The organism is Amycolatopsis sp. 2-15 (assembly GCF_030285625.1).
In the GTDB taxonomy this organism is placed as follows: Bacteria; Actinomycetota; Actinomycetes; order Mycobacteriales; family Pseudonocardiaceae; genus Amycolatopsis; species Amycolatopsis carbonis.
The window spans coordinates 797,944-822,978 of sequence record NZ_CP127294.1 but is presented as its reverse complement, the minus strand read 5'-3'; the positions used below and the strand labels follow the sequence as shown (position 1 = coordinate 822,978).

Genomic DNA, 25,035 nt, shown 5'->3' with positions numbered 1-25,035 from the left:
TCATGTGTCCCATCTGCCCCACAGTGATGCATTTCGCGCGCGGTCCGCGACATTCCTGGGGTGGGGGCAGGGGCCCGGCCGGGTCGCAGCCGCCGCTAGGTTGTCGTGGTCGATTTGGACCTAGGAGGTCGTGGAGATGGCCCGACTGTTCGGCACCGACGGGGTACGAGGGCTGGCCAACGCCGAGCTGACCCCCGAGCTGGCGCTTTCGCTCGCGGCCAGCGCCGCGCGTGTGCTCGCCGCGCACGACCGTTCGCACCGCCCGGTGGCCGTGGTCGGCCGCGACCCGCGCGCCAGCGGCGAGATGCTGGAGGCCGCCGTGGTGGCGGGCCTCGCGTCCGCCGGCGCCGACGTGCTGCGCCTGGGCGTGCTGCCGACGCCCGCCGTCGCGTACCTCGTGGGTGCGCTGGAGGCCGATCTGGGCGTGATGATCTCGGCCTCGCACAACCCCATGCCGGACAACGGCATCAAGCTCTTCGCCGCGGGCGGGCACAAGCTCCCCGACAGCATCGAGGACGAGATCGAAGCCGGCCTGGGCGGCGCCGACGTCGTCCGCCCGACGGGCTCGGGCGTCGGCCGGGTGTCCGACGTTTCCGACGCGCTCGACCTTTACATCGCCCACCTGCTCTCGGCCACGCCGCACCGCCTCGACGGCCTGAAGGTCGTGGTGGACTGCGCCAACGGCGCGTCCGCCGTCGCCGCTCCCGAGGCCTACCGCCGCGCCGGCGCCGAGGTCGTCGCCCTCCACGCGGAGCCCGACGGCATCAACATCAACGAGCACTGCGGTTCGAACCACCCCGACCTGCTCCGCGCCGCCGTCGTCGAACACGGCGCCGACCTGGGCATCGCCCACGACGGCGACGCCGACCGCTGCGTCGCCGTGGACGCGTCCGGCGAGCTCGTGGACGGCGACCAGATCATGGCCGTGCTGGCCCTCGCGCTGGCCGAGGACGGCGAGCTGGTGAAGGACACGCTCGTCGCGACCGTGATGAGCAACCTGGGCCTGCACCTCGCGATGAAGGCCCACGGCATCACGGTCGTCACCACGTCCGTCGGCGACCGCTACGTGCTCGAAGAGCTGCGCGCCTCCGGCCTCGCCCTCGGCGGCGAACAGTCGGGCCACGTGGTCCTCCCCGCCCACGCCACCACCGGCGACGGCCTGCTGACCGCCCTGCGCCTCATGTCCCGCATGACCGCCACCGGCAAGAAGCTCGCCGAGCTGGCGTCCGTGATGAACCGCCTGCCCCAGGTCCTCGTCAACGTCCCCGTCGCGGACAAAGCGGCCGTCGCGGGCTCCTCCGAAGTCCGCGACGCCGTCGGCGAGGTCGAAGCCGAACTCGGCGAAGAGGGCCGCGTCCTCCTGCGCCCCTCGGGTACCGAACAGCTCGTCCGCGTCATGGTCGAGGCCCCGGCCCACTCCACGGCCCAAGCGGCGGCGGACCGACTGGCCGGTGTGGTGTCCGCGGTCTCCTGATCGTCCCGGATCGCCGAATCGCTGCGCCCGTCGTCACAGCCCGGGTACATTCCGTGTGCGAGTGCGATGGCACCGGGGACGGGTTCCGTGCGTCCTAGAGTGCTGGAACACAGGTGCTCTAGGGAGGGCGAGTGATGGCGGGCGGCCACAAGGTCGATACTGAGGCGCTGACGAGGGCCGCGAAAGCCGTGAGCGAAATGCCGCGGAACACGCTGCAGCAACCCCTCGCGGCGGTCAAAGACGTGCAGATCGTGGCCGCCGACTTCGGCGAAGCGCACGGCATGAACTTCGACCCGTACCACTCGGGTGTCCTCCGTCTGGCTGGAATGGCCGATGCGTACCTGAAGGCCTCCGACGCCTTCGCGCAAAAGCTCAACTCCGCAGGGGGTCACTACCAGGCGAACGAAGACGCTTCCGGCTCCGCGGTGAAGGCGGCGGGCAAGTGAGCGCCGGCGAGGGGGACGACGTCCCGTCCCGCCAAGAAGTCGAGGAGATCCTCTACGACAACGGCCTCGGTAAGACCCAGGCGGGGACCGACCTGGCGTGGAAGTACATCAAGTACCTCGAAGACAACGACCCGACGAAGTACGGGTTCAAGGACGAGCACGAGTTCGAGCAGTGGCGCGACCGGGTCAAGAACGACATGGCGCTCAGTGCCGATCCGCCCGAGGACGCTGACGACAACCACGACAACAACGACGTCTACGACGCCTATTCGCAGGCGAACGGCATCCACCAGAAGAACCAGGCGGACGCCCGCGCGGCCGACAAGAAGGCCGCGGACGACGCCAAGGGCAAGCTCGACGCGCAGGCAGGCAAAGCCTCGGCGACGAACGCCGGGGCGAACACGTCCGATGAGATCCTCGACCTGGGCTTGCCGGGGATGAAGACATTCGACATCTGGGTGCCTCTGTTCAACCGCGCCGTCGCCTTGGTCGGGACCTATCAACCCGCCAACAGGAACGATCTCTACAAGCTCTACGACGAACAGCGGAAGATCCCGTTCACCAAGTTCATGACGGGCGCCGATGAGTTCGCAGCGTTGAGCGGGGCCGTGGTCAACGCGTCGACCGATGTCGAAGGCCAGCTCTCGACCAACCTCGCCGACTGGCAAGGCAGCGCGGCCGACTCGGCGAACAACTTCCGGAAGAACTACACAGCCGACGCCAAGGTCGTGTCCGATGCCGCTACAAACGCGGCCGCAGCGATGAAGTCCGCGTGCGGTTCCGTCGGCAAGGCCTGCCGGGACAAGGCGAACTGGGTGATCAAGTACCGGGTCGATTCGCTCGGCCAAGTGACCGCCCCGGACCTGGACCGCATCATCCGGATCGCCGAGCTGCGCAGCAACGCCAGCCAGGACGACTTCAAACACTGCGCGAAGTTCCTGGACCAGGAATCGCAGCAGATGATCGACGACGACTCGTGCAACCTCAACGACGACACGATCAACCACATCGTCGACCAGTGCAACATCTACCTGAAGGACAACTTCGGGAAGTTCTTCGACGGGTACATCCGCGATTTCAAGACGATGTGCACCAACACCCACACCGTAGTCGACGGCTTCTGGCGTGCGCTCACCGACTTCTTCGGCCAGCTTCCGCAGGACCCGTTCTCGAACGTCGACCAGGCCGCGCCGCCGGACCCGGGCACCACCAAGCCGTCCAGCAGTAGCAGTAGCAGTGGCGGCGGTGGTGGCGGAGGCAACGGCGGTGGCGGGCTGCCCTCGGCCGGTGGCGGCGGTGGGACGCCGGCGATGCCGAAGGTCGACCTGCCGAAGACCCCGGACGCGACCGATCCGACCCTCAACCCGGTCACGCACCAGCCGCTCGAGACCGACCCCGCCACGGGCAAGCCGTATCCGATCGACCCGCGTACCGGCGAGGCGATCAAGACCGCCGAGCCCGAGACGATGACCGTCGAGCAGGGCGATCACAAGATCGCGATGACCGAGCCGGACTCCGACGGCCGCATGGGCATCACCGTCGACGACGGCACTGGGCACCCCAAGCAGTACAACCTCGACTTCGATGATCCGAAGGACGGTGCTGCTGCCGTTCCGGGGCAGCTTGGCCAGCCCGGCCAGCCGGGTCAGCCTGTCCACTCAGGACAGCCCGGGCAGCCGGGTCTTCCTGGCCAGCCCACTCCGCCTGGGCAAACCACCCCCGGCTTCGGCCCCCAGGGTCACGACGGGACCCAGTCCGCCGATCCGTCCGGCAAGACCTACGAGCCCGGCCCGGACGGCAAGATCCACATCGAGGACGGCGGCCTCAAGATCACCGCGGAACAGCCGTCGGGGCCGGACGGGCCGACCGTGGTGACCGTCGACGACGGTAGCGGCGAGCCCGTCAAGTACACCCTCGGCGACGATGACAAGCCGGACGCGCTCACGGGCACCGCTCCGACGGGCACCGACCCGACGGGCACCGCTCCGACGGGCACCACGGCGCAGCACGGGCTTCCGGACGTGCCGGGCGCCTCCCACTCGGGCGACCCGGGCGGCCCGCAGGACGGGCCCGGTCACACGGCCGGAACCGGCGGCGGGCCCGGCGGCCAAGACTTGCCGGCGCATTCGAGCGGGCAGGAATCCGTCCCGCTCCACGCGGCGGATGCCGGTCCCCAGCACGCCGCGGACGTGCCGCAGCCGGCCGGCTTCTCCGCCGACGCGGCGAGCCACGTCGGGCAGGACGGACCGGTGGCAGTCGACGACTCGACCACCGCCCAGTCGCTCACCAACCCGCTCGACAGCCACAGTGGTTTCGAGGCGCACGCGGACGACTCGCTCGGGACGAGCCCGGACGCGAGCGCGCCCCTGGGCGGTGGTGCGACCGACCCGTCGACGTCTCCGCTCGGCGCCGCGCCGACGATGGGCGACCACCAGGGCCAGCAGTCCTCCTCGATGGGGATGATGGGTGGCGGCATGATGGGCGGCGCGGGCGGAGGCGGCCAGGACCAGGAGCGGTCCTCGAGCGGGTACCGCGTCGACCGCGGACTGTTCGAATCGACGAAGTCGGGCAACCGCATCAGCGGTTCGCTCGACGATGACCCGGTGATGGGCCGCTAGCCGGAATCGGGAAGGGGAGTCCGATGAGTTCGCAGGACGCGTTGGCCGCGATGCGCGCCAAGCTCGCGACGCTGGAGGCCGAGAACAGCGCCCGGTCGGCCTTGCTCGACCGCAACCGGGCCGAGGCGGTGGCGGAGAGCAAGGAGAAGCTCGAGAAGCAGGGCAAGATTCAGGGCGAGGTGTTCGTCCGGCTGCAGGAGCGCAACCGTCGCGCGAAGGCGGCCGGCGGCTGGGCGACGGAGAAGACCGTCGGGAACCGGGGCGACGAAGACAACGACTACGGGTTCGAGGAAGACGAGGCCGAGAACGAGCGCCGCGCCGGGTTCCGCACCGTCGACGACCCCGAGGTCCGCTACGGCGGGCGGCCCGCCGCTCCAACGCCCGTGGAACAGCCGGCCGAACCGTCCGGGCGGCACCGGCGGGCGGCACACGCCGTCGACGACGACGCCGACTTCGCCGACACCAACTGGCTTGCGAACTGAGCTCTTTGTCGACTCAAGCGTTCTGACTCGCTAGATTTCCGGGGCACGGAACCGGCACCGGGCGCCGTCGGCGTGCGTCGGAGTGGGTGCGGGTCGGCGGAGTGAGGGGGTGGCCATGCCGGAGGGCAGCCACCGGGCGGATGCGGAGGCGATGCGCGCCGCGAAGGGCGTGCTCGAGGCTGCGGCCGGGCGGGTGTCCGGGGTGGCGTCGCAAGTCGCCGAGGCGGATTTCGGGCGGGGACATGGCGGGGCGTTTGCCGCGTATCGCAACGGGTTCGCCGCGCTGAGTGACGCCGTCCAGGCTTACGCCGGCGAGCTCGCGTCGTTCGGCAGCAGTCTCGACGTGGCGGCTGGGCGGTACGCGTCCGTCGAGGGCGAGCACGTCGACACCGCACGGAACACGGCGAACCGATGACCGACGCGCTGCGCGGCCCCGGGCCCGGCGGCGTCGGGGTGGCGACGTCCGACGAGGTGCTCGCGCTCGCGGCGCCCGCGCTGGACTTCTTCGCGCAGTGGGCCTCGGTCTGGAACACTTTCGCGGCCACGAAAATCGACGTCGAGCAGGACATCCGGCTGAAGTTCCAGGGCAGCGCCGGCCTCGATTTCCACAAGTTCCTCGCCGACGCCGACACGCTGGCCCACACGCGCGACACCCTCGACTCCACCCACACCGACGCGACCACCGCCACCACCGCCCTCTTCCGCGACTGGCAAAGCCCCGCCGCAACGGCTGCGCAGAGTGCGTACCGCCGCCTCCGCCCGGATGACTTGCTCGACCACCTCGCCGGCGCCGCCCAGCTCATCCCCGAGACGATGACCCACGTCTTCACCACCTTGAAGACCAAAGTGGACGAAGCGCTGAAACTTCGCACCGACTCCATCGCGGGCGCGCCTTTGCCGGTGGCGCAACGGATTGCCGCGGTGGCCCAAGGTCGCGCCGTCTCGAAGGACGAGCTGCTCGACCTCGCCGGCTGGCTCGACTCCGCCAGCCCCGGCAACGACCTCCACAACCGCCTACGCGACTGCGAACCCGGCGACAACTCCTACGCGGTCCGCGCCGCCCGGCAGTGGCTGAACGGTCCTTTCGCGACCGAGTTCAGCAGTCGCTACGCAGCGTTCCAGGGCCTCTGCGCCACGGCCGCCTCCACCATCGACGGCCATCTCCGTGCCCTGGCGGGGTTTCTGTCCGTTCCGACGGGAGCGTCTACAGTGGACTCTGCCGGTCCTGCTCTCGGCGCGCCTGCGGACTTGCCGACTCCCGCGCTGGGTGTCCCCGTCGGCTCGCCGACTCCCGGTGTCCCCGCTGACTCACCCGGTCCCGGCCTTGGCCTGCCCGTGGACTCACCGACTCCTGCGCTGGGCCTCCCCGTCGTTCCGGCCGACGTCGACCCGTCATCAGGCTCGACCTCGGGCGACCTGAACGTCCCGGACGACAGCACCACTGCCTCGGCGTCCCTGGCCGACCTGGGCGCCCACATCGTCGACCCGCCCCAAGACCAGCATCCCTCCGCGGAACTCGGCACGGCCCCTGGCGGCGACGTCACCTTCGACCCCCTCGGCCCAGGCCCCGAAACCCTCCCCGACGGCATGGACGGCTTCGGCGCCCTGTCCCTCCCCGGCCTCGGCGGCCTCGGCACCGCCCCCGGCGACCAGGCCCGCACCGCCGCCCGACTCGGCACGGACGTCTTCGACACCCGCGGCTCGGCCGGCCGCATCAGCGGCTCCCTCGACGACGGGCCCGGCGTTGACGGCCGCTGACCCGCCCGCCGCACGCAGTTTGACCGCCGCCGACCGCCTCGCCGCCGCCCGCGCGGCCCAGGACGCCGCCACCCGCGAGCACCAGGAACAACGCGCCCTCCGCGACCGCCACGTCAACTCGGCCACGGCCGACGCCACCGAGTCCCTCCACCGCGACGCCGCCACCCACGGCCGCTACCTCACCCGCGCCCAGGACCTCCAGCGCCGCCACCGCGAAGCCGGCGGCTGGCTCACCGAAAAAACCATGACCGATCGCACGCACACCATCGACCTCGCGCCGCCCGCCGACCCACCGCCCGACGAGCCCACCCCACCGACCCCGGGCCACCCCACCCGCCCCGGCCGCTTCGACGACCACGACTTCTCCAACAACACCTGGATGGTCGACTGACCCCACTCGGTCGCCGTATGAGGGCGTGAACGGTCCCTTCGTGCCCCTAGCGGCCGCGCGAGGTAGCTAACCGGCGGAAGGGTCCCCTCACGCCCCTCGGCGCTACCCGCCGTAATCAGCCGAGATGCGAGACCAGTTGCCCGTGGGCGCCACGTCGATCCGCCGGCTCGCGAACGGTCCCGTCGCGCGGCTGCCGGGTTCGCGGACGGTCCCTGTCACGCGGCTGCCGGGTTCGCGAACGGTCCCGTCGCGCGGCTGCCGGGTTCGCGGACGGTCCCTGTCACGCGGCTGCCGGGTTCGCGAACGGTCCCGTCGCGCGGCTGCCAGGTTCGCGGACGGTCCCTGTCACGCGGCTGCCGGGTTCGCGAACGGTCCCGTCGCGCGGCTGCCGGGTTCGCGGACGGTCCCTGTCACGCGGCTGCCGGGTTCGCGAACGGTCCCGTCGCGCGGCTGCCGGGTTCGCGGACGGTCCCTGTCACGCGGCTGCCGGGTTCGCGAGCGGTCCGTCACGCGGCGCCTGGCCGGGACCGACCGTCAGGCAGCCGGCTCTTCCGTCAGCTCGATCGGCGCCCGCTTCACGTCCGCGTCCAGCAGCGGCAAGTAGCGCTCCGTGCCGGTCAGGTGCGTCAGGAAGAACGCCGTGAACAGCGCCCGCGTCAGCTGTTGGGTGCGCCGGTGCGGTTTGCCGTGGAGCAGGAGCTGGCTCCAGTGCCGTCCCTCCGTCACGCCGAGGTGTGAGGACTTCCCCAGAGTGCGCAGCTGAACGGGCCCGGCCCACGCCGTGGCAATGGCTTCCGCGTGCGCCACGGCCGGCGCGACCAGGTCCTCCTCGGCCGCGAGATGCAGGCCGGGGGCGGTGATGAGCTGGGCGGCGGCCGAGGCTGACGGGAGGGTCTGGGCGGCGGTGATCGTCGCGACGGCGCGGATGCGCGGGCGCACCGAGTCGTCGGCCGCGGCGGCCTGGGCGGCGGCGAGGACGGCGGACCCACCGCCGGTGGAGTGGCCGGCGACGCCGAGCTTGGCGGGGTCGACGCTGATGCCGTCGGGGCCGAGGCGGACGGTGGTCACCACGTCGAGCGTCGTCAGCAGGTCGCTGGCCAGCAGGCGGTACGACGGCAGTGGCCCACCCTGCGTCGCGGGCGCGGCGGCGACCACGCCCCAGCTCGCGAGGTGGTGCAACAGGTGCCGGTACCGCGACGCGGGCTGCAGCCACCCGTGCCCGAACGCGATGGCCGGCAGCCCCAGCCCTTGACGGGGCGTGAACACGACGCCCGGCAGCCCGACCAGGGCCAGGTTGCCGCGCAGGACCTCGTGGGGCCCCGGGCGTGACAGCTCCGCGAGCAGTTGCTTGGGCTTGCTGGCCATGCGCGTGACCTTACTGCCCGCGCCCGGCCCCGGCCCGCCCGCCGCTCCGGGCCAGGTCACACACGCTCGTAGTACGCGATGAGCACGCCCTTCGTGGTCGCGACGCTGCGGGTGAGCGCGAACTCGGTCAGCGGAGCCGGGCCGTCGAACAGCCGCGCGCCGACGCCGAGGGTGAGCGGGTGGATCACCAGCGTGTAGCGGTCGACCAGGCCGGCCGCGTGCAGGCTGCGCACGAGCGCCGCGCTGCCGACGATCGCCAGGTCCCGGCCCGGCTCGGCCTTCAGCCGGGCGACGGACGAAACCGCGTCGCCAGGTAGGAGGATCGAGTTCTGCCACGCGTCGGCGTTCTCGAGAGTGGTCGAGGCCACGTACTTGGTGGCGGCGTCGAGGTGCGCGGTGAACGGGTTGCCGTCGTCGCGCCCCGCCCACGCGCCGATGAAGTCCTCCCACGTCCGGCGCCCGAACAGCATGTCGCCGGGCTGGTTCATCCCCCTGGCCATCTCGCGGCCGAGGACCTCGTCCTGGTACCGGTTGCCCCAGCCCCCGTGCGGGAACCCGCCGCGCGTGTCCTCGTCGGGCCGCCCGAGGCCCTGCACGGCCCCGTCGAGGGTGATGTTCATGGTGACGCTGACGGAACGCATGTTTTCTCCTCTCGGTTCACCCTCTACACGAGCGGGAACACCCCGATTCGACACAGCGCCGAAAAGCCCCGGAACCCCACGATCAGGGGCCGGCCCACCCCCACCCCACTCCCTACCGTCACCACTCGATATCCCCTGGTCAGGTGGGTTGAAAAGCCTCGGGAAGGTACCGGAGTAGGGGACTGGACATCCCTCGTTAGGCTTGTTCGCGTGTGTGGAATCGTGGGATATGTCGGACACCGGCCGGCGCTGGATGTGGTCCTCGGTGGCCTGCGGCGGATGGAGTACCGCGGCTACGACTCGGCCGGGGTGGCGGTGCTCGACGGCGCCGGCGCCCTGAGGGTCGAGCGCAAGGCAGGGCGGCTCGCCAACCTGGAGGCGCAGCTCGACGCCGTGGGCAGGGACGGCTTCACCGGCACAGCCGGCATGGGCCACACCCGCTGGGCGACGCACGGCGCGCCCGTCGATCGGAACTCGCACCCGCACCAGGACGCCTCGAAGAAGGTCGCCGTGGTGCACAACGGCATCATCGAGAACTTCGCCGCCCTGCGCGCCGAGCTCGAGGCCGACGGTGTCGAGATGGCGAGCGACACCGACACCGAGACCGCCGCGCACCTGGTCGCCCGCGCGTACAACAGCGGTGAGACCCAGGGCAACTTCGCCGCCAGCGTCGCGGCCGTGTGCCGACGGCTGGAGGGCGCGTTCACGCTGGTCGTGACGCACGCCGACGAGCCGGACACCATCGTGGCCGCCCGTCGCTCCTCGCCGCTGGTGGTCGGGGTCGGCGAAGGCGAGACGTTCGTCGCGTCCGACGTCGCCGCGTTCATCGAGCACACGCGCGAGGCCGTGGAGCTGGGGCAGGACCAGCTGGTCGTCATCACCCGCGACGGCTACGAGGTCACCGACTTCCACGGCGACGCCGCGCAGGCCAAGCCGTTCACCGTCGACTGGGACCTCTCCGCTGCCGAGAAGGGCGGCCACGAGTACTTCATGCTCAAGGAGATCGACGAGCAGCCCGAGGCACTGGCCAACACGCTGCGCGGCCACTTCGAGGCCGGCCGGATCATCCTCGACGAGCAGCGCATCTCCGACCAGGACCTGCGTGACGTCGACAAGGTCTTCGTCGTCGCCTGCGGTTCCGCCTACCACTCGGGCCTGGTCGCCAAGTACGCCATCGAGCACTGGACCCGGCTGCCCGTCGAGGTCGAGCTGGCGTCCGAGTTCCGTTACCGCGACCCGGTACTCGACCGCGACACACTCGTCGTCGCCGTGTCCCAGTCCGGCGAGACGGCCGACACGCTCGAGGCCGTGCGTCACGCCCGTGAGCAGAAGGCCCGCGTGCTCGCCGTCTGCAACACCAACGGCGCGCAGATCCCGCGTGAGTCCGACGCCGTGCTCTACACGCACGCCGGCCCCGAGATCGGGGTCGCGTCGACCAAGGCGTTCCTCGCGCAGATCGCCGCCAACTACCTTGTGGGCCTGGCCCTGGCGCAGGCGCGCGGCACGAAGTACCCCGACGAGGTCGCCCGCGAGTTCGCCGAGCTGGAGGCCATGCCGGCCGCCGTGCAGAAGGTCCTGTCCACTGTGGACCAGGTCCGCGATCTCGGTCGCCGGATCTCCGACTCCAAGGCGGTGCTGTTCCTCGGCCGTCACGTCGGGTTCCCGGTCGCCCTCGAAGGCGCGTTGAAGCTCAAGGAGCTCGCCTACATGCACGCCGAGGGCTTCGCCGCCGGCGAGCTCAAGCACGGCCCGATCGCGCTGGTCGAGGAAGGCCTGCCGATCGTCGTGATCATGCCGTCGCCCAAGGGCCGCGCGGTGCTGCACTCCAAGCTGGTCTCGAACATCAGCGAGATCCAGGCCCGCGGTGCCCGCACGATCGTGATCGCCGAGGAGGGCGACGAGGCGGTGCGGCCGTTCGCCGACGAGCTGATCGAGATCCCGGCGGTGCCGACGCTGCTGCAGCCGCTGGTGTCCACCGTGCCGCTGCAGGTGCTGGCCGCGGAGATCGCCCGCGCCCGCGGGTACGACGTCGACAAGCCGCGTAACCTGGCGAAGTCCGTCACCGTCGAATAGCGGAGGGCCCGCCGTGCAGGGAATCTGGACCACGGAACGGATTCGCGAGGCGGAGGGCAAGCTGTTCGCCGTCACGCCCGACGGCGAGCTGATGCGCCGGGCGTCGTTCGGCCTGGCCACGCACCTCGCGGGGTTCCTGGCCGAACGCACCGGCGGCGTCGCCGGGCGACGGGTCGTGCTGCTCGTCGGCTCCGGCGACAACGGCGGTGACGCCCTGTGGGCCGGCGCGTTCCTGCGCCGCCGCAGCGTCGCCGTCACGGCGGTGCTGTTGAAGCCGGAGAAGGCGCACGCCCGGGGCTTGGCCGCGTTACGCAAAGCCGGCGGCCGTGTGGTGTCCGTCGAGGACAGTCCACAATGGATCGACAAGGCGGACGTGGTGGTCGATGGCATCGTCGGCATCTCCGGCAAAGGCCCGCTCCGGCCCGACGCCGCTGAGCTGATCAAGCACGTCCGAGCGCCCATCGTCGCCGTAGACCTCCCCAGCGGCGTCGACCCCGACACCGGCGCCGTCGACGGCCCCTACGTCACCGCCACCCTCACCGTCACCTTCGGCGCCCCCAAACCCGTCCACGCGCTGGCGCCCCAGCAGTGCGGCGACATCGTGCTCGTCGACATCGGCCTGCGCCCCGAGCTCGGCGAACCCGACCTGCATCGCCTGGAGCTCACCGATCTGGCCGACCTCTGGCCCATCCCCGGCGCGGGCGACGACAAGTACACCCAGGGCGTCGTCGGCATCGCCGCCGGCTCGGCCACCTACCCGGGCGCGGCCGTGCTCGCCTCGGGTTCCGCCGTGCACGCCACCGCCGGCATGGTCCGCTACGCCGGCCCCGCGGCCGACGTGGTTCGTGGCCGCTGGCCCGAGATCGTCGCGACGGGCTCGATCACCGACGCCGGCCGCGTGCAGGCCTGGGTCGTCGGCCCAGGCATCGGCACCGGCTCGGAAGGCCGCGAAGTGCTGCGCCACATCCTCGGCCAGGGCGTGCCCGTCTGCGCCGACGCCGACGCCACCACGATCATCGCCCAGCACCCCGACGTCCTCGACGCCCGCGACCCCGACACCCCGCTCGTGCTCACACCCCACGCCGGCGAGTACGAACGCCTCATGGGCGCCCGTCCCGGCGCCGACCGGGTGAAGGCCGCCCGCGACGCCGCGAAGAAGTACAGCGCCGTCGTGCTCCTCAAGGGCCACTGCACCGTGATCGCCGCGCCGGACGGCCGCGTCGCCGTCAACACCCCGCGCGGCTCCTGGCTCGCGACGGCCGGCTCCGGCGACGTCCTCACCGGCCTCATCGGCTCACTCCTCGCCGCCGGCCTCGACCCGTGGCTGGCCGCGGCCGCGGGCGCGCAGGTGCACTCGCTCGCCGGCGCCCTCGCCGCGGACGGTGTGCCGACCTCCGCGTCCGGCCTGGTCGATGCCATCCCGGGAGCGCTCAAGCTCGTTCGGGACACCGCCGGCGACTCTGGCGTAGAAGTTATCGAGTTACCCGTTAACTAACGCGATAAAATCTGGTAAGAACGAGGTGTGAGCACTGGCGCCTCCGATCAGGTGACCCTCAACCGGGCCGACGGTGAGGTGTGCCGTGCCTAGGACCCGCCCCTCGGACGCGGCCGTGGAGCAGCGGCGCCACGACATCCTGGACCACGTCATCGAGCACGGCGAGGCGCGCATCGACGACCTCACCGCCCGCTTCGGCGTGAGCCTCATGACGATGCACCGTGACCTCGACGACCTGGCCGACCGCCGCCTCCTGCGCAAGCTGCGCGGCAAGGTCGAGGCCTACCCGGCGCTCACGATGGAGACCGCCAGCCGCTTCACGCTGCACTCCGCCGAGAAGGAAGCGCTCGCCGAGGCCGCGATCAAACACGTCGAACCCGGCCAGACGGTGTTCGTCGACGACTCCACCACGCTGTTCCCCCTGGTCGAGCGCCTCGCCGACCTCGACGGACTCACCGTGATCACCAACTCCCTGCGCGCCGCCAAGCTGCTGGGCGACGGCGTGACCGTCGTCGTCGCCGGCGGCCGCTACCACCCGGAATACGACTCCTGCTCCGGTCCCGACGTGCTGGCGCTGCTGGAACGCACCCGAGCCGACATCGCGTTCGTGTCCGTGAGCGCCGTCGCCGTCGGCCGGCTCTTCCACCCCGTGCAGGACTACGCCGAGCTCAAGAAGGCCGTGTTGCGCGCCGCGAACCGCAACGTGCTCGTGCTCGACCACTCGAAGTTCGGCCGAACCGCGACCTTCGCCCACGGCGACGTCGGCGACTACGACCTCCTGATCACCAGCGAGATCACCCCGACCGAGGAGATCGAGGCCGCGCTCAACGCCGGCACGGCCGTGGAGACCGTCGAGCACGTCGAGGAGGGGCAGCCCTATGACAGCTGAGCTGGTGGCCGGGATCGACTCGTCGACCCAGTCGACGAAGGTCGTGGTCTGCGACGCGCGCACGGGCGCCGTCGTGCGCACCGGCCGCGCGCCGCACCCCGACGGCACCGAGGTCGACCCCGCGGCCTGGTGGCAGGCCTTCGGCGAGGCCACCGACGGTGTGCTCGAGGGCGTGAAGGCCCTCGGCATCGGCGGTCAGCAGCACGGGATGGTCACCGTCGACGAGGCCGGCGAGGTGGTGCGCCCCGCTCTGCTCTGGAACGACACGCGCTCCGCGCAGGCCGCCCAGGACCTCACCGAGGAACTGGGCGGCGCCGGCGTCTGGGCCAAGTCCGTGGGGTCCGTGCCGGTCGCGAGCTTCACCGTCACCAAGCTGCGTTGGCTCGCCGAGCACGAGCCGGCCAACGCCGACCGCGTCGCGCGCGTGCTGCTGCCGCACGACTGGCTCACCTGGCGTCTGCTCGGCAAGCCCGGGCAGGCCGTGACCGACCGCGGCGACGCGTCCGGCACCGGCTACTTCTCGCCGACGGAGAACGCCTACCGCGTCGACGTGCTCGCCCACGCGTTCGGCGGCCGCACGCCCGAGCTGCCGACCGTGATCGGCCCGGCCGACAGTGCTGGTCATACAGCCGGCCACACTGAGTTCGATTTGCCAGACGGCGTGCTCGTCTCCGCCGGCACCGGCGACAACATGGCCGCGGCGCTGGCGCTGGAGCTCGCGCCCGGCGACGCCGTGATCTCCCTCGGCACCAGCGGCACCGTCTTCGGCGTGACCGAGACGGGTTCGGCCGACGCGAGCGGCCTGGTCGCCGGGTTCGCCGACGCCACCGGCCGCTTCCTCCCGCTCACCGCCGCTCTCAACGCCGCCCGCGTGCTCACCGCCGGCGCGACCATGCTCGGCGTCGACCTCGCCGAGTTCGATCGCTTCGCGCTCGCCGCCGAGCCGGGCGCGGGCGGGCTCACGCTCCTGCCGTACCTCGACGGTGAACGCACCCCGAACCTGCCTGACGCCACGGGCTCGCTCCACGGCTTGACCAGGGCGAACATGACGCCCGAGAACCTGGCCCGGGCCACCGTCGAGGGCATGCTGTGCGGCCTGGCCGCAGGCCTCGACGCCGTGCGCGCGCAGGGCATGGACGTCCGCCGCGTGCTGCTCATCGGCGGCGGCGCCCAGTCGGCGGCCGTGCGGGCCGTGGCGCCGATAGTGCTCGGTGTGCCCGTGGTGATCCCCGAGACGGGCGAGTACGTGGCCCTCGGAGCCGCGCGCCAGGCCGCGTGGGCGCTGGCCGGCACCGCCGAACCACCCGCGTGGGTGGCCGAAGGACCTGGAAACCGGCTCGTGCTGGACGAGCCGGCCGAGGCGCAACGCGCCGCGGGCAAGGAGATCCAGCGACGCCACCTCGAAGCGCGCGAAGCCGCGCACGGGGTTCCCGCGAAATTCGGAGAGGACTGACCGATGGCCACCATCACCTACGACAAGGCTTCCCGGCGCTACCCCGGCACCGAGCGGCCCGCCGTCGACGCACTCGAGCTGGAGATCTCCGACGGCGAGTTCCTCGTGCTGGTCGGCCCGTCGGGTTCGGGCAAGTCGACCGCGCTGCGCATGCTCGCGGGCCTCGAAGACGTCGACGAGGGCTCGATCTGGATCGGCGACCGCGACGTGACGCAGCTGCCGCCGCGTTCGCGCGACATCGCGATGGTGTTCCAGAACTACGCGCTGTACCCGCACATGACCGTCGCGCAGAACATGGGCTTCGCGCTGAAGATCGCGGGCCGCCCGGCGTCGGAGATCAAGCAGAAGGTGCTCGAGGCCGCGAAGCTGCTCGACATCGAGCAGTACCTCGACCGCAAGCCGAAGGCACTCTCCGGTGGTCAGCGCCAGCGGGTCGCGATGGGCCGCGCGATCGTGCGTGAGCCGCAGGTGTTCCTCATGGACGAGCCGCTGTCCAACCTGGACGCGAAGCTGCGTGTCTCCACGCGTACGCAGATCGCCGCGCTGCAGCGCCGCCTCGGCGTCACCACCGTGTACGTCACGCACGACCAGGTCGAGGCCATGACGATGGGTGACCGCGTGGCCGTGCTGTCCGACGGTCTGCTGCAGCAGTGCGACACCCCGCGCGCGCTGTACGACCACCCGGCCAACGTGTTCGTCGCCGGCTTCATCGGCTCGCCGGCCATGAACCTCGTCTCGGCGAAGCTCACGGCCGACGGTGCCGAGATCGGTGGCGCGAGCGTCCCGCTGGCGGCGTCGATCCGCTCGGCCGCCGACGGCGACACCGTGACCCTGGGCTTCCGCCCCGAGTCGCTCGAAGCCACCACCGACACCAACGGCACGCTGCCCATCAAGGTGGACCTGGTCGAAGAGCTGGGCTCCGACGCGTTCGTCTACGGCAAGCTCTCCGGCGCGCACCCCGAGATCACCGCCGAGGGCGCGTCGAAGAACGTCGTGGTCCGCGTCGACCCGCGGGCGACCCCGTCGATGGGCGACACGCTGCACCTGCGGATCCGTCCCGACGAGCTGCACGTGTTCTCCGGCACCACCGGTCTCCGCCTGCCCTGACGCACTGCCCTGTCGGACCCGCGTGGGAAACTGGTGGTCGTTATGACTGCCAGTTTCCCGCGGGCGGAGGTCGTGATCGACCTCGACGCCGTGCGCCACAACGTCGCCCTGCTGGCCGGCCGCGCCGCCGGCTCGGCCGTGATGGCCGTGGTCAAGGCCGACGCGTACGGCCACGGCGCGGTCCCCGTCGCGCGGGCCGCGGTGGAGGCGGGCGCCACCTGGCTGGGCACGTGCTCGCTCGGTGAGGCGCTGGACCTGCGCCGCGCCGGGCTGTCGGTGCGGCTGTTCAGCTGGCTCGACGTGCCGGAAGTCGACTTCGGGCCCGGCATTCTCGCCGACATCGACCTCGGGGTGAGCTCGGTCGACGAGCTGCGGCGGATCGCCACGGCGGCGCAGCAGGTGGGTCGCCGCGCTCGCGTGCACCTCAAGATCGACACGGGCTTGTCGCGCAACGGTTGCCAGCCCGCCGACTGGCCCGAGCTGGTCGCGGCCGCCGCGGCTTCGTCCGACGTGGACGTGGTCGCCGTCTGGTCGCACCTCGCGTGCGCCGACGAGCCGGGCCACCCGTCGATCGACATCCAAGCCAAGCGCTTCGCCGACGCGTACGACACCGCGCGCGCCGCCGGCCTGGACCCGCTGCGGCACCTGGCGAACTCCGCGGCCGTGCTCACCCGGCCCGACCTGCACTTCGACCTCGTGCGGCCCGGCATCGCGATGTACGGGCTGAACCCCGTGCCGCAGCACGAAGACCTGCGGCCGGCGATGACGTTCCGCGCGGCCGTGGCGCTCACGAAACGCCTGCCCGCCGGCGAGTCCGTCTCTTATGGACACACGTGGACGGCCGAGCGCGACACCACCGTGGCGCTCGTGCCCGCCGGGTACGCCGACGGGGTGCCGCGGTCGCTGTCGGGCCGCATGGACGTGTGGCTGGGCGGGCGGCGCCGGGCGGTCGTCGGGCGCGTGTGCATGGACCAGGTCGTGGTCGACTGCGGTGACGACACCCCGGCTGTCGGCGAAGAGGTGGTGCTGTTCGCCGACGGTCGCGCGGGTGAGCCGACCGCGCGCGAGTGGGCCGACAAGTTGGGCACGATCGACTACGAGATCGTCACTTCGATGTACCGGCCGCGCGTGCAGCGGCGGTACCTGGGGGAGAGGCCGTGAGCCCTTCGGCTCGGTTGTGGGCGATCGTCGGCGGTCTCGGCGCGGTGGCCACGGGCACGGCCGCCGCGGCCCTCGTCGCGGCGCAGCAACGCAGGCAGAGTGAGGACCAGTACGTGGACGAGCAGCTGGGCGAGCTGAAGCCCGACCGCACGTCCACGGTCGCGGCCGAGGACGGCACGCCCCTTTCGGTGGAGGAGATCGACCCCGAGGACGGCGGCGAGCCCGAGGTGACGCTGGTCGGCGTGCACGGATTCGCGTTGTCGCGCAAGTCCTGGCACTTCCAGCGCCGCGCCATCGCGTCGCTGCGGCTGCCGCGCGTGCGGCAGGTGTACTACGACCACCGCAGCCACGGCCTCTCCGGCGCGGCCACGGCCGAGACCAGCACCATCGAACAGCTGGCGCACGACCTCGACAGCGTGCTGCGCGTGATGGTGCCCAAGGGGCCGATCGTCCTCGTGGGACATTCCATGGGTGGCATGGTGATCATGGAGCTGGCCGCGGAGAACCCTTCGCTGTTCGAGGATCGGGTGTGCGGGGTCGCGTTCATCGCCACGGCCGCGGGCGAGGTGGGCGCGCGCGGGCTGCCGCGTTCGCTGCTGTCGAAGTACAACCCGTTGACGCGCGGCGTCGGCAATCTCGCGGGCTGGCAGCCGGGCCTGGTGGAGTTCGTGCGCGCGGCCGGCGGCCAACTGGAGCGGCAAGCCGTGCGGCGCCTGGCGTTCGGCAGCCGCGACGTCTCGCCGCGGCTGGTGGACTTCATGATTTCGATGCTCGCCGTGACTCCGGTGCGGGGCCTGGTGAACTTCGTCGACACGCTCGGCAGCCACAACCGCTACGCCGCCCTGGCGGGCCTCAAGCACACCCAGGTCCTCGTGATCGGCGGCGACTCCGACCGGTTCACGCCGTTCTCGCACGCCGAGCGCATCGCGGCCGAGCTGCCCGAGGCCGAGCTCGTCCGCGTGCGCGGCGCGGGCCACATGGTGCAGCTCGAACAGCCCGACCTCGTCACGGGCCGGCTCATCGATCTTCTGCAGCGCTGTTCCGGAAGCGCCGCAGCCAACCGGCGGAACTGGTGGTGGACACGGTGACGTTCCTTCTCGCGACCCCCGACGACACGATGGCCTTCGGCCGCTCGCTCGGCGCGTCCCTGCGCGCGGGCGACCTGGTGCTCCTGGCGGGCCCCCTTGGCGCCGGCAAGACCACCCTGACCCGCGGCATCGCCGACGGCTTGGGCGTTGGTGGCCGCGTCAGCTCGCCGACGTTCGTGCTGGCCCGCGTCCACGCCGCCGGTGCCGCGGGCGTGCCGCTCATCCACGTCGATGCTTATCGGCTGGGCGGCGACCTCGCCCAGCTCGACGACCTGGACCTCGACACGGACCTGGAGGGTTCGGCGGTCGTGGTGGAGTGGGGAGAGGGCTCGGCGGAACGGCTGTCTTCGGACTACCTGGTGGTGCGGATGTCCCGTCGGGACGACGATGTGCGCGAGGTTTCTCTTGAGCCGCACGGGTCTTGGGCGTCCCGGATGTCGGCGCTGCCGACGGCTTAGGTTCCGGCTCGCCCGGCCGCCGCGCCGGGCCCGCCTGACGCCGTCGCTCGCTCAGCGAAAGTGACAGGGCGGCGGCGGGCGCCTTGGTGGTTGGCAAGATGCCGAGTTCCGCGGCAACGCCGCCAATCGTGTGGCAAGGTCATGGCGCGAATGGCAAGCCTCACTGGTGATTGGCAAGTCTCGCCGGTGATCGACATTTCGCCGGGCCCGTGGCAAGCCCGCTGCATCCGTGCCGTGCCGTGCCGTGCCTTGGCGGGTGGCAAGGTGCCGAACTTTGCGGCAACGCCGCCAACCGTGTGGCAAGGCCAGCCCGCGAATGGCAACCCCTCACCCGTGTTCGGCAAGCCTCGCCAGCGAATGGCATCTTGCCGCGCCCGTGGCAAATCCGCTGCGATCGGCAACCAGCTCGAGCTCGCCGGGCGCCGGGCGTCAAGCGGTGATCGTCTGGCCGGAGGACGTCCCGCAAACGCACCCCACGTACCAGCGGGCGACCTCGGCGGCGGGAGTACCGACGGCGTCGCTGATACCCAGCGCAGCCAGGGTTTCGGACACCCAACCCGGGCTGACGACGTTGATCCGCAACCCCCGCGGCAGCTCTGCGGCGGCGTTGCGCACGAACCCCGCCAGACCGGCGTTGACGAGAGCACCGAGAGAACCACCGGCCAACGGAGCGGCGAACGTTCCCCCGGTGAGCGTGATGGACCCGTTGTCCCGCAAGCGGTGCAGCGCGTGCCGCGCCAACGCCACCTGCCCCGAGAGCTTGCCCCGCAACCCGTCCGCGAACTCCTCGTCACTGGCCGACGCCAGGTCCACCAGCGGCCCGCTCGCCGCGCAACAGACCACCGCGTCACCCTCAGGCACCGCGCGGAACAGCGCCTCGATCGACGACGTGTCCTCCAGATCCACCTGCACCGGCCCCCGCCGCGACGCCCGGACGACCTCGTGCCCGGCCGCTTCCAAAGCCGCGGAGACCGCGCCGCCGACGGTCCCGCTCGCCCCGACCACGATGATCTTCACGCCCCCATTCTCGCCGCGGACGCAACACCGTTTCAGGCCTCGACGATCCCCCGCGCCAAGCCGAGCTCGACCAGGTCCTGAGGCCGCAACCGCAGCTGGTCGGCCGTGGCCGGGACCTCCATCATCGGCCGCTTCAAGATCGCGGCGGCGGCCTCCGGCGAGGTGACCGAGAAGTACGCGTCCGGCGCGATCCACGTGTTGTCCGGCGCCGCGAAGGCCAGAGCGCCGCCGGAGCCGCCCTCGCCGATGACCAGGGTGGTGACGGGGACGGTCGCAGTGGCGATCGCGTCGAACAGCGAGGCGATGGCCGGGCCGGCGCCGCCCTCTTCGGCGGCGGCGTCGTTGGCGGCGCCGGGGGTGTCGACGAGCGTCAGGACCGGGATGCCGAGCCGCGAGGCCAGCCGGACGAGGCGCGTGGCCGTGCGGAAGCCCGCCGGGCGCGTCGCGGTGCCGCACTGGGCGGCGAAAGCGAGCGCACGGCCGTCGCGCCAGCCGAAGCCGCACAGGACGCCGTCGTCAACCGCGCCGGTGCGGTCGCCGCGGAGGAGTTCGTGCCAGTCGAAGTACGCGTCCACGTACTCGGCCGCGCGGGCGCGCCGGGAGGACCGGGCGGCGCGGACCGCGTCCCAGCCCGTCGAGGGCAACGACACGTCACGCAGAGCAGCCGGGGGAGGGGCCGGCGAGGAAGACCGCGAAGTCACCAGACGCAGCCACCGCTCCAGCACCGCCCCCAGCGAATCGGGGGAAACCAGCTGATCGACCTGCCCCCACTCGTACTTCGCCTCGACCGTGTAAGCCTCCGAAGGCGACGTCGCCGGCCGCACGCGCGAGCCCGCGAAACCCACCTGCGCCAGCGGGAAGCCGAGCACCACGTCGGCGCTCGCGCCCAGCGTCGCCCAGCCGCCGCCGGTCGTGGGGTCGCGCAGCACGGAGATCTGCGCGACGCCGTCCGTCCGCGCCGCCGCCGAAGCGCGCGCGATCCGCTGCAACTGGGACAACGCGCGCATGCCGTGCTGCATGCGGCTGCCGCCCGTCGCGATCAACGCCACCACGGGCAGTTTTCGCGACCGCGCCAAGGAAAACGCGGCCTCCACGCGGTCACCGGTCCGGCGCCCGATCGACCCGCCGAGGAACCCGAACTCCCACACCACCAGCACCGCGGGCGTCGCACCCACCAGCGCCTCGCCGACGACCACGGACTCCGTCTCGCCCGTCCACGCCGCGGCCGCCGCGTAGGCCTCACGGTAGCCGGGCCAGCCGAGGGGGTCGTCCACGCTGTTGTCCACATCGGACAGTTCGGTGAACCCCGTCGACACCTGCGCGATGACCTCGCGGGCGGAGGGCCTCACCCCAGCGCTCGCTTCAGGATCTTGCCCATGTCGTTGCGCGGCAGCGCATCCAGGTACCGCACGACCCGGGGCCGCTTGTGCGGCGCCAGCAGTTTCGCGACGTGATCCGCCAGCTCCGAAGCCGACGGCCGCGCACCGGCCGGCACCACCCACGCCACGATCCGCTCGCCGAGATCGTCGTCCGGCTCCCCCGTCACCGCCGCCTCGGCGACGCCCGGGTGCTCCAGCAGCGCGTTCTCGATCTCGCCGGCGCCGATCTTGTACCCGCCGCTCTTGATGAGATCGGTGGCCTTGCGCCCGACGATCTTCACGTAGCCGTCGGCGTCGCGCGTCGCCATGTCGCCGGTGCGGAACCAGCCGCCGGCGAGCGCGGCGGCCGTCGCGTCGGGGCGGTTGAGGTACTCGGTGAACAGGTTCGGCCCGCGCACGTGGATCTCGCCGACGGCCTCCAGTTCGGTGATCTCAGCACCGGATTCGTCCACCAGTCGCAGCTCGACGCCCGCCAGCGGCACGCCGACCGTGCCCGGCTTGCGCTCGCCGTCGGCGCGGACGCTGGTGTTCATCAGCGTCTCGGTCATCCCGTAGCGCTCCACGACCTGCTGCCCGGTCGCCGCCGTGATGCGCTGATGGTCGTGCACGGGCAGCGCCGCCGACCCGGACACCAGCAGCCGCGCGCGGCCCAGGGCCGAGGCCAGCTCGGCATCGTCGGCCACCGTCTCCGCGATCCGGTGGTACATCGTCGGGACGCCGAACATCATCGTCGCGCCGCTGGTCAGCTCTCGCGCGACACCCTCCGTCGAGAACCGCCCGAGGTGCCGCACCGAGCCACCCCGGCGCAGCGGGCCGAGGATCCCGAGGATCAACCCGTGCACGTGGAACAGCGGCAGCCCGTGCACCAGCACGTCGTCGCCGGTCCACGCCCAGGCGTCCTCCAGCGCGTCCAGCGTGGACGAGATCGCGCGGCGGGGGAGCACCACGCCCTTGGGCGGGCCGGTGGTGCCGGAGGTGTAGACGATGAACGCGGGCGCCTCGGCGCCCGGCTCGTCAGCCGGCACGGGCCCCGACCCGGTGAGCGGGATGTCCCGGCGTTCGAGCTCGGCCAGCCCCTCGGGAAGCGTGACGCCGGCCTCCGCCAGCACCAGCGCCGGCGTGCTGTCGGCCAGGATGTGAGCGAGCTCGCGTTCACCGATTTTCGGGTTCAGCGGCACCACGGGCACCCCCGCGAGCAGCGCGGCGACCACGGCGACGCTGGTGTGCAGCGTCGGCGTCGCCCACACCGCGACCCGGCCGGCGGGCAGCTCGCTCGCCAGGGAACCGGCGACCGCGCCCAGCTCGGCGTAGGTGAGCGCCTGGTCACCGAAGCGCAACGCCTCCTTGCCAGAGCCGGCGGTGATCGCGGGGAACAGCGGATCGGGCACGGTGAGGACCTCCTGCGGCGCGGCGTCGGCGGGCGTCTCACCGGCACCGTACCGCGCCGTGACCTCGGCCACCTGCGACGCGATTCACACGGACTCGGGGTTGCCCCTTCGGCCCGCCAGCCTGTCACTTCGAGACTGGACGTAAGCTGGGAAACCGTGCTGGTACTGGCGATCGACACCTCGACCCCGGCCGTGACCGCGGGCATCGTCGCCGTGGACGAGTCGGAACTGACCACCCGGGCCGACCGCGTCACGGTCGACCCGCGAGCCCACGGCGAGCTCATCACCCCCCACGCCCTCGCGGCGGCCGAGGCAGCGGGCGTGACCCTGCGCGACCTCGACGCGATCGTGTGCGGCGTCGGCCCCGGCCCGTTCACGGGCCTGCGCGCCGGCATGGCCACGGCCGCGGCGTACGGCCACGCGCTCGGCATCCCCGTCTACCCGGTGGGCAGCCTCGACGCGATCGCCGCCGAGGTGGTGCGCACCGACAAGCCGTTCCTCGTGCTCACCGACGCCCGCCGGCGCGAGGTGTACTGGGCCGAGTACGACGCGGCCGGCACGCGCGTGAGCGGTCCCCACGTGCAGCGGCCCGCCGAGGTCGAGACCACTTCCCGCGTGGCCGCGGGTGACGGTGCGCTGCAGTACGCCGACGCGATCGGTGTCGTGCCCATCGAGCCGCGGTTCCCGTCGCCGTCCGGGCTGGTCCGCGTCGCCCGCGAAGCGCTGTTGTCCGGCGCGACGCCCGAGCCGCTGACGCCGCTGTACCTGCGCCGCCCCGACGCCGTCGAGCCGACGGCCCGCAAGCGGGTGACCTCGCCGTGAAGCTCGACCGCCTGCGCCGCAGTGACACGAAGCGCTGCGCGGAGATCGAGCAGGTGCTCTTCCCCGGCGACGACCCGTGGAGTGCCCGCGCGTTCCACTCCGAGCTCGACCAGGGTCACTTCTACCTGGCCGCGCGCACGGACGACGGCACCGAGCTGCTCGGCTACGGCGGCCTCGCCGTGGTCGGCCGCCGCGGCGAGTACGAAGCGGAGATCCACACCATCGGCGTGGTGCCCGAGGCGCAGGGCCAGGGCATCGGCAAGGCCCTGCTGCGCGCGTTGCTCGAGCGCGCCGACGAGGTGTCGGCGCCGGTGTTCCTCGAGGTGCGCACCGACAACGACACGGCCGTCGGCCTCTACGAACGGCACGGTTTCGAGAAGCTCGGCATCCGGAAGCGCTACTACCAGCCCTCCGGCGCCGACGCGTTCACCATGGCCCGCCCGGCGCGGACCCCGGCACGAGATGAGGTGGCCGGCTGATGTCGCGCGTCATCATGGGTATCGAGAGCTCCTGCGACGAGACCGGCGTCGGCCTCGTCCGCCTGCACGACGACGGCGCGGTGGAACTGCTCGCCGACGAGGTCGCCTCCAGCGTTGAGCAGCACGCGCGCTTCGGCGGCGTGGTGCCCGAGGTCGCCAGCCGCGCGCACCTCGAAGCGATGGTTCCCACGGCCGAGCGGGCGTTCGCCACGGCCGGGCTGAAGCTGTCCGATGTGGACGCCATCGCCGTGACGGCCGGACCCGGGCTCGCCGGTGCGTTGCTGGTCGGCGTGTCGGCGGCGAAGGCCTACGCGTCGGCGCTCGACGTGCCGCTCTACGGCGTGAACCACCTGGCCGGGCACATCGCCGTGGATACGCTGCAGCACGGGCCGTTGCCCTCGCCGGTGCTCGCGCTGCTGGTGTCCGGCGGGCACACGCAGCTGCTGCGCGTGGACGACATCGCGTCGAAGATCACCGAGATCGGGTCCACTGTGGACGACGCCGCCGGTGAGGCCTACGACAAGGTCGCCCGCGTGCTGGACCTGCCTTATCCGGGTGGGCCGCCGATCGACAAGGCGGCTCGGCTGGGCAACGGCTCCGCCATCGCGTTCCCGCGCGGCATGACGGGTCCGCGCGACGCGAAGTTCGACTTCTCGTTCTCCGGCTTGAAGACCGCCGTGGCGCGGTGGGTGGAGAACGTCGAACGCGACGGCGGCGAGGTGCCGGTGAACGACGTCGCGGCTTCGTTCCAGGAGGCCGTGGCGGATGTGCTGACCGCGAAGGCCGTGAAGGCGGCGAAGGAGCAGGGGATCGGGACCATCGTGATCTCCGGCGGCGTCGCGGCGAACTCGCGGCTGTCGGAGCTGGCGGCCGAACGCTGCGCCGCGGCGGGCATCGAGCTGCGCGTGCCGCGGCCCCGGCTGTGCACGGACAACGGCGCGATGATCGCGGCGCTCGGCGCCCACGTCGTCGCGGCCGGGCGGCCGACGGCGCCGTGGGAGTTCTCGGCCAACCCCGGGCTTTCGGTGGAGGTCGTGTCGCTGTAGCTGCG

23 protein-coding genes are annotated in these 25,035 nt (G+C 72.0%); 18 read left to right on the top strand and 5 right to left on the bottom strand.

All coding sequences use genetic code 11. From position 1 onward, the window contains the following. Positions 1-136 precede the first annotated feature (136 nt). From glmM to QRX50_RS03950, 7 genes are all read left to right on the top strand, one after another. Positions 137-1,474 (top strand): phosphoglucosamine mutase, encoded by a 1,338-nt coding sequence (gene glmM / locus QRX50_RS03980; protein WP_285970638.1) that lies wholly within the window; start codon positions 137-139, stop codon positions 1,472-1,474. Positions 1,475-1,608: 134 nt separating this feature from the next. Next, positions 1,609-1,920: a hypothetical protein gene (locus tag QRX50_RS03975; RefSeq protein ID WP_285970637.1), complete on the top strand. Its 312-nt coding sequence runs from the start codon at positions 1,609-1,611 to the stop codon at positions 1,918-1,920. Then, positions 1,917-4,538 (top strand): hypothetical protein, encoded by a 2,622-nt coding sequence (locus tag QRX50_RS03970; RefSeq protein WP_285970636.1) that lies wholly within the window; start codon positions 1,917-1,919, stop codon positions 4,536-4,538. The genes QRX50_RS03975 and QRX50_RS03970 overlap by 4 nt, the downstream gene beginning before the upstream one ends. Positions 4,539-4,561: 23 nt before the next feature. Further along, a complete protein-coding gene (locus QRX50_RS03965) occupies positions 4,562-5,020 on the top strand; it encodes a hypothetical protein (RefSeq protein WP_285970635.1) in 459 nt (152 codons plus the stop codon). A gap of 109 nt (positions 5,021-5,129) precedes the next feature. Then, on the top strand, positions 5,130-5,435 hold the full coding sequence (locus tag QRX50_RS03960) for a hypothetical protein (protein WP_285970634.1): 306 nt from the start codon (positions 5,130-5,132) through the stop codon (positions 5,433-5,435). Further along, complete coding sequence (locus tag QRX50_RS03955) at positions 5,432-6,778, top strand: hypothetical protein (protein WP_285970633.1); 1,347 nt, start codon at positions 5,432-5,434, stop codon at positions 6,776-6,778. Before QRX50_RS03960 ends, QRX50_RS03955 begins: the two co-directional genes overlap by 4 nt. Next, complete coding sequence (locus QRX50_RS03950; RefSeq protein WP_285970632.1) at positions 6,765-7,169, top strand: hypothetical protein; 405 nt, start codon at positions 6,765-6,767, stop codon at positions 7,167-7,169. Before QRX50_RS03955 ends, QRX50_RS03950 begins: the two co-directional genes overlap by 14 nt. A gap of 534 nt (positions 7,170-7,703) precedes the next feature. On the opposite strand, the gene QRX50_RS03945 is transcribed toward QRX50_RS03950, so the two are convergent. Both QRX50_RS03945 and QRX50_RS03940 read right to left on the bottom strand, forming a co-directional pair. Next, positions 7,704-8,534 (bottom strand): dienelactone hydrolase family protein, encoded by an 831-nt coding sequence (locus QRX50_RS03945; RefSeq protein ID WP_285970631.1) that lies wholly within the window; start codon positions 8,532-8,534, stop codon positions 7,704-7,706. Between the two features lie 56 nt (positions 8,535-8,590). Next, entirely contained in the window at positions 8,591-9,175 is a 585-nt protein-coding gene (locus QRX50_RS03940; protein ID WP_285970630.1) for a dihydrofolate reductase family protein, read from the bottom strand. 210 nt (positions 9,176-9,385) lie between these two features. Between QRX50_RS03940 and glmS the strand changes: the two genes are divergently transcribed. The 8 genes from glmS to tsaE all read left to right on the top strand — a co-directional run bounded on the left by glmS (position 9,386) and on the right by tsaE (position 18,899). Beyond that, complete coding sequence (glmS, locus tag QRX50_RS03935) at positions 9,386-11,248, top strand: glutamine--fructose-6-phosphate transaminase (isomerizing) (protein WP_285970629.1); 1,863 nt, start codon at positions 9,386-9,388, stop codon at positions 11,246-11,248. 13 nt (positions 11,249-11,261) lie between these two features. Next, positions 11,262-12,743: an NAD(P)H-hydrate dehydratase gene (locus QRX50_RS03930; protein WP_285970628.1), complete on the top strand. Its 1,482-nt coding sequence runs from the start codon at positions 11,262-11,264 to the stop codon at positions 12,741-12,743. A gap of 85 nt (positions 12,744-12,828) precedes the next feature. Continuing rightward, positions 12,829-13,632 (top strand): DeoR/GlpR family DNA-binding transcription regulator, encoded by an 804-nt coding sequence (locus QRX50_RS03925; RefSeq protein ID WP_285970627.1) that lies wholly within the window; start codon positions 12,829-12,831, stop codon positions 13,630-13,632. Continuing rightward, a complete protein-coding gene (gene xylB / locus QRX50_RS03920) occupies positions 13,622-15,085 on the top strand; it encodes a xylulokinase (RefSeq protein ID WP_285970626.1) in 1,464 nt (487 codons plus the stop codon). The genes QRX50_RS03925 and xylB overlap by 11 nt, the downstream gene beginning before the upstream one ends. 3 nt (positions 15,086-15,088) lie before the next feature. Beyond that, positions 15,089-16,192: an ABC transporter ATP-binding protein gene (locus tag QRX50_RS03915; protein ID WP_285970625.1), complete on the top strand. Its 1,104-nt coding sequence runs from the start codon at positions 15,089-15,091 to the stop codon at positions 16,190-16,192. A gap of 42 nt (positions 16,193-16,234) precedes the next feature. Next, positions 16,235-17,353, top strand: coding sequence for an alanine racemase (alr, locus tag QRX50_RS03910; protein WP_285970624.1), 1,119 nt, complete (start codon positions 16,235-16,237; stop codon positions 17,351-17,353). Next, positions 17,350-18,441: an alpha/beta fold hydrolase gene (locus QRX50_RS03905; RefSeq protein ID WP_285970623.1), complete on the top strand. Its 1,092-nt coding sequence runs from the start codon at positions 17,350-17,352 to the stop codon at positions 18,439-18,441. The genes alr and QRX50_RS03905 overlap by 4 nt, the downstream gene beginning before the upstream one ends. A 29-nt stretch (positions 18,442-18,470) precedes the next feature. Continuing rightward, positions 18,471-18,899: a tRNA (adenosine(37)-N6)-threonylcarbamoyltransferase complex ATPase subunit type 1 TsaE gene (tsaE, locus tag QRX50_RS03900; RefSeq protein ID WP_285974352.1), complete on the top strand. Its 429-nt coding sequence runs from the start codon at positions 18,471-18,473 to the stop codon at positions 18,897-18,899. 429 nt (positions 18,900-19,328) lie between these two features. Here tsaE and QRX50_RS03895 read toward each other — a convergent pair whose 3' ends face one another. From QRX50_RS03895 to QRX50_RS03885, 3 genes are read right to left on the bottom strand one after another with little or no spacing between them, the layout of a single operon-like run. Next, the gene (locus tag QRX50_RS03895; protein ID WP_285970622.1) at positions 19,329-19,916 is read right to left on the bottom strand and encodes a short chain dehydrogenase; all 588 of its coding nucleotides are present in this window, start codon (positions 19,914-19,916) and stop codon (positions 19,329-19,331) included. Between the two features lie 32 nt (positions 19,917-19,948). Continuing rightward, positions 19,949-21,265: a carboxyl transferase domain-containing protein gene (locus tag QRX50_RS03890; protein ID WP_285970621.1), complete on the bottom strand. Its 1,317-nt coding sequence runs from the start codon at positions 21,263-21,265 to the stop codon at positions 19,949-19,951. Then, positions 21,262-22,683 (bottom strand): acyl-CoA synthetase, encoded by a 1,422-nt coding sequence (locus QRX50_RS03885; RefSeq protein ID WP_285974351.1) that lies wholly within the window; start codon positions 22,681-22,683, stop codon positions 21,262-21,264. Before QRX50_RS03885 ends, QRX50_RS03890 begins: the two co-directional genes overlap by 4 nt. Positions 22,684-22,839: 156 nt before the next feature. Here QRX50_RS03885 and tsaB point away from each other — a divergent pair, with 156 nt between their 5' ends. The 3 genes from tsaB to tsaD are packed head-to-tail and all read left to right on the top strand — an operon-like array spanning position 22,840 to position 25,030. Further along, complete coding sequence (gene tsaB, locus QRX50_RS03880; RefSeq protein WP_285970620.1) at positions 22,840-23,505, top strand: tRNA (adenosine(37)-N6)-threonylcarbamoyltransferase complex dimerization subunit type 1 TsaB; 666 nt, start codon at positions 22,840-22,842, stop codon at positions 23,503-23,505. Continuing rightward, entirely contained in the window at positions 23,502-23,984 is a 483-nt protein-coding gene (rimI, locus tag QRX50_RS03875; RefSeq protein ID WP_285970619.1) for a ribosomal protein S18-alanine N-acetyltransferase, read from the top strand. Before tsaB ends, rimI begins: the two co-directional genes overlap by 4 nt. Then, positions 23,984-25,030 (top strand): tRNA (adenosine(37)-N6)-threonylcarbamoyltransferase complex transferase subunit TsaD, encoded by a 1,047-nt coding sequence (tsaD, locus tag QRX50_RS03870; RefSeq protein ID WP_285970618.1) that lies wholly within the window; start codon positions 23,984-23,986, stop codon positions 25,028-25,030. The genes rimI and tsaD overlap by 1 nt, the downstream gene beginning before the upstream one ends. Positions 25,031-25,035: the final 5 nt, after the last annotated feature.